Consider the following 5,011-nt stretch of genomic DNA (forward strand, 5'->3'; position numbering starts at 1 on the left):
AGCTAAGCGACTTCCATATCTCACAGGGGGCAACCCCCAACTACTTCCGGCGTTCTAGGGCTTAACTTCTGTGTTCGGCATGGGTACAGGTGTATCTCCTAGGCTATCGTCACTTAACTCTGAGTAATACCTACTCAAAATTGAATATCTATTCAAATCAAGAAAACCTTGCGCTTTCATATTCTCAGTTACTTTGGATAAGTCCTCGAGCTATTAGTATTAGTCCGCTACATGTGTCGCCACACTTCCACTTCTAACCTATCTACCTGATCATCTCTCAGGGCTCTTACTGATATAAAATCATGGGAAATCTCATCTTGAGGTGGGTTTCACACTTAGATGCTTTCAGCGTTTATCCCTTCCCTACATAGCTACCCAGCGATGCCTTTGGCAAGACAACTGGTACACCAGCGGTAAGTCCACTCTGGTCCTCTCGTACTAGGAGCAGATCCTCTCAAATTTCCTACGCCCGCGACGGATAGGGACCGAACTGTCTCACGACGTTCTGAACCCAGCTCGCGTGCCGCTTTAATGGGCGAACAGCCCAACCCTTGGGACCGACTACAGCCCCAGGATGCGACGAGCCGACATCGAGGTGCCAAACCTCCCCGTCGATGTGAACTCTTGGGGGAGATAAGCCTGTTATCCCCAGGGTAGCTTTTATCCGTTGAGCGATGGCCCTTCCATACGGAACCACCGGATCACTAAGCCCGACTTTCGTCCCTGCTCGAGTTGTAGCTCTCGCAGTCAAGCTCCCTTATACCTTTACACTCTGCGAATGATTTCCAACCATTCTGAGGGAACCTTTGGGCGCCTCCGTTACCTTTTAGGAGGCGACCGCCCCAGTCAAACTGCCCGTCAGACACTGTCTCCGATAGGGATCACCTATCCGGGTTAGAGTGGCCATAACACAAGGGTAGTATCCCAACAACGTCTCCTTCGAAACTGGCGTCCCGATCTCATAGACTCCTACCTATCCTGTACATGTGGTACAGACACTCAATATCAAACTGCAGTAAAGCTCCATGGGGTCTTTCCGTCCTGTCGCGGGTAACCTGCATCTTCACAGGTACTAAAATTTCACCGAGTCTCTCGTTGAGACAGTGCCCAAATCATTACGCCTTTCGTGCGGGTCGGAACTTACCCGACAAGGAATTTCGCTACCTTAGGACCGTTATAGTTACGGCCGCCGTTTACTGGGGCTTCAATTCATACCTTCGCTTACGCTAAGCACTCCTCTTAACCTTCCAGCACCGGGCAGGCGTCACCCCCTATACATCATCTTACGATTTAGCAGAGAGCTGTGTTTTTGATAAACAGTTGCTTGGGCCTATTCACTGCGGCTGACTTAAAGTCAGCACCCCTTCTCCCGAAGTTACGGGGTCATTTTGCCGAGTTCCTTAACGAGAGTTCTCTCGCTCACCTGAGGCTACTCGCCTCGACTACCTGTGTCGGTTTGCGGTACGGGTAGAGTATGTTTAAACGCTAGAAGCTTTTCTTGGCAGTGTGACGTCACTAACTTCGCTACTAAACTTCGCTCCCCATCACAGCTCAATGTTATAGATATAAGCATTTGACTCATATCACACCTCACTGCTTAGACAGACACTTCCAATCGTCTGCTTTAGTTAGCCTACTGCGTCCCTCCATCACTACATACTCTAGTACAGGAATATCAACCTGTTGTCCATCGGATACACCTTTCGGTCTCTCCTTAGGTCCCGACTAACCCAGGGCGGACGAGCCTTCCCCTGGAAACCTTAGTCTTACGGTGGACAGGATTCTCACCTGTCTTTCGCTACTCATACCGGCATTCTCACTTCTATGCGTTCCAGCACTCCTCACGGTACACCTTCTTCACACATAGAACGCTCTCCTACCATACCTATAAAGGTATCCACAGCTTCGGTAAATTGTTTTAGCCCCGGTACATTTTCGGCGCAGGGTCACTCGACTAGTGAGCTATTACGCACTCTTTGAATGAATAGCTGCTTCTAAGCTAACATCCTAGTTGTCTGTGCAACCCCACATCCTTTTCCACTTAACAATTATTTTGGGACCTTAGCTGGTGGTCTGGGCTGTTTCCCTTTCGACTACGGATCTTAGCACTCGCAGTCTGACTGCCGACCATAATTCATTGGCATTCGGAGTTTATCTGAGATTGGTAATCCGGGATGGACCCCTCACCCAAACAGTGCTCTACCTCCAAGAATCTCAATGTCGACGCTAGCCCTAAAGCTATTTCGGAGAGAACCAGCTATCTCCAAGTTCGTTTGGAATTTCTCCGCTACCCACAAGTCATCCAAGCACTTTTCAACGTGCCCTGGTTCGGTCCTCCAGTGCGTCTTACCGCACCTTCAACCTGCTCATGGGTAGGTCACATGGTTTCGGGTCTACATCATGATACTAATTCGCCCTATTCAGACTCGGTTTCCCTACGGCTCCGTCTCTTCAACTTAACCTCGCATCATAACGTAACTCGCCGGTTCATTCTACAAAAGGCACGCTCTCACCCATTAACGGGCTCGAACTTGTTGTAGGCACACGGTTTCAGGTTCTATTTCACTCCCCTCCCGGGGTGCTTTTCACCTTTCCCTCACGGTACTGGTTCACTATCGGTCACTAGGGAGTATTTAGGGTTGGGAGATGGTCCTCCCAGATTCCGACGGGATTTCACGTGTCCCGCCGTACTCAGGATACTGCTAGGTACAAAGACTATTTTAAATACGAGGCTATTACTCTCTTTGGCTGATCTTCCCAAATCATTCTTCTATAATCTTTGAGTCCACATTGCAGTCCTACAACCCCGAAGAGTAAACTCTTCGGTTTGCCCTTCTGCCGTTTCGCTCGCCGCTACTAAGGCAATCGCTTTTGCTTTCTCTTCCTGCAGCTACTTAGATGTTTCAGTTCACTGCGTCTTCCTCCTCATATCCTTAACAGATATGGGTAACAGGTAGTACCTGTTGGGTTCCCCCATTCGGAAATCCCTGGATCATCGCTTACTTACAGCTACCCAAGGCATATCGTCGTTTGTCACGTCCTTCTTCGGCTCCTAGTGCCAAGGCATCCACCGTGCGCCCTTATTAACTTAACCTTATTTTCTGACCTTTCAGTCATAAACTCTTATTAATACTACAGCGTTTTCGGTTTATTTTCTTGTTACTATTTGATATAGATATTCAATTTTCAATGTGCATTACTTGGTGATCTCTCACCAATGGAGCCTAGCGGGATCGAACCGCTGACCTCCTGCGTGCAAAGCAGGCGCTCTCCCAGCTGAGCTAAGGCCCCACAAGACCTCTCAAGACTAAACAAGACCAATGCGCAGTTCCTTATCCTTAGAAAGGAGGTGATCCAGCCGCACCTTCCGATACGGCTACCTTGTTACGACTTCACCCCAATCATCTATCCCACCTTAGGCGGCTGGCTCCTTACGGTTACCTCACCGACTTCGGGTGTTACAAACTCTCGTGGTGTGACGGGCGGTGTGTACAAGGCCCGGGAACGTATTCACCGCGGCGTGCTGATCCGCGATTACTAGCGATTCCGACTTCATGTAGGCGAGTTGCAGCCTACAATCCGAACTGAGACTGGCTTTAAGAGATTAGCTTGCCGTCACCGGCTTGCGACTCGTTGTACCAGCCATTGTAGCACGTGTGTAGCCCAGGTCATAAGGGGCATGATGATTTGACGTCATCCCCACCTTCCTCCGGTTTATTACCGGCAGTCTCGCTAGAGTGCCCAACTGAATGATGGCAACTAACAATAGGGGTTGCGCTCGTTGCGGGACTTAACCCAACATCTCACGACACGAGCTGACGACAACCATGCACCACCTGTCACCTCTGTCCCGAAGGAAATCTCTATCTCTAGAGAGGTCAGAGGGATGTCAAGACCTGGTAAGGTTCTTCGCGTTGCTTCGAATTAAACCACATGCTCCACCGCTTGTGCGGGCCCCCGTCAATTCCTTTGAGTTTCAACCTTGCGGTCGTACTCCCCAGGCGGAGTGCTTAATGCGTTAGCTGCGGCACTAAACCCCGGAAAGGGTCTAACACCTAGCACTCATCGTTTACGGCGTGGACTACCAGGGTATCTAATCCTGTTTGCTCCCCACGCTTTCGAGCCTCAGCGTCAGTTACAAGCCAGAGAGCCGCTTTCGCCACCGGTGTTCCTCCATATATCTACGCATTTCACCGCTACACATGGAATTCCACTCTCCCCTCTTGCACTCAAGTTAAACAGTTTCCAAAGCGTACTATGGTTAAGCCACAGCCTTTAACTTCAGACTTATCTAACCGCCTGCGCTCGCTTTACGCCCAATAAATCCGGACAACGCTCGGGACCTACGTATTACCGCGGCTGCTGGCACGTAGTTAGCCGTCCCTTTCTGGTAAGATACCGTCACAGTGTGAACTTTCCACTCTCACACTCGTTCTTCTCTTACAACAGAGCTTTACAATCCGAAAACCTTCTTCACTCACGCGGCGTTGCTCGGTCAGACTTCCGTCCATTGCCGAAGATTCCCTACTGCTGCCTCCCGTAGGAGTCTGGGCCGTGTCTCAGTCCCAGTGTGGCCGATCACCCTCTCAGGTCGGCTATGTATCGTCGCCTTGGTGAGCCGTTGCCCCACCAACTAGCTAATACAACGCAGGTCCATCTGGTAGTGATGCAATTGCACCTTTCAAGTAAATGTCATGCAACATCTACTATTATGCGGTATTAGCTATCGTTTCCAATAGTTATCCCCCGCTACCAGGCAGGTTACCTACGCGTTACTCACCCGTTCGCAACTCATCCAGAAGAGCAAGCTCCTCCTTCAGCGTTCTACTTGCATGTATTAGGCACGCCGCCAGCGTTCGTCCTGAGCCAGGATCAAACTCTCATTAAAAGTTTGAGTTCTCACTCATTTCTGTCACTGACAGATTTATTGTTTTTTCATTGTTCAGTACTACAACCTTAGTTGTAGTGCCCTGCACATTGGTTCGTCTTGTTCAGTTTTCAAAGGTCTTTG

1 tRNA gene and 3 rRNA genes are annotated in these 5,011 nt (G+C 49.8%); all 4 read right to left on the reverse strand.

Annotation, left to right across the window (positions count from 1 at the left end):
* Position 1: 1 nt before the first annotated feature.
* A 5S ribosomal RNA gene (gene rrf / locus HT718_RS08370) occupies positions 2–117 on the reverse strand.
* Positions 118–193: 76 nt separating this feature from the next.
* Positions 194–3,094: ribosomal RNA gene (locus HT718_RS08375) — 23S ribosomal RNA — on the reverse strand.
* A gap of 124 nt (positions 3,095–3,218) precedes the next feature.
* Positions 3,219–3,291 (reverse strand) — tRNA-Ala (locus HT718_RS08380).
* 51 nt (positions 3,292–3,342) lie between these two features.
* A 16S ribosomal RNA gene (locus HT718_RS08385) occupies positions 3,343–4,888 on the reverse strand.
* Together the 16S, 23S and 5S rRNA genes with 1 tRNA gene alongside form the textbook arrangement of a ribosomal RNA operon.
* Positions 4,889–5,011: the final 123 nt, after the last annotated feature.

Source organism: Streptococcus sp. 714, from assembly GCF_013277115.1.
Classification (GTDB): Bacteria; Bacillota; Bacilli; order Lactobacillales; family Streptococcaceae; genus Streptococcus.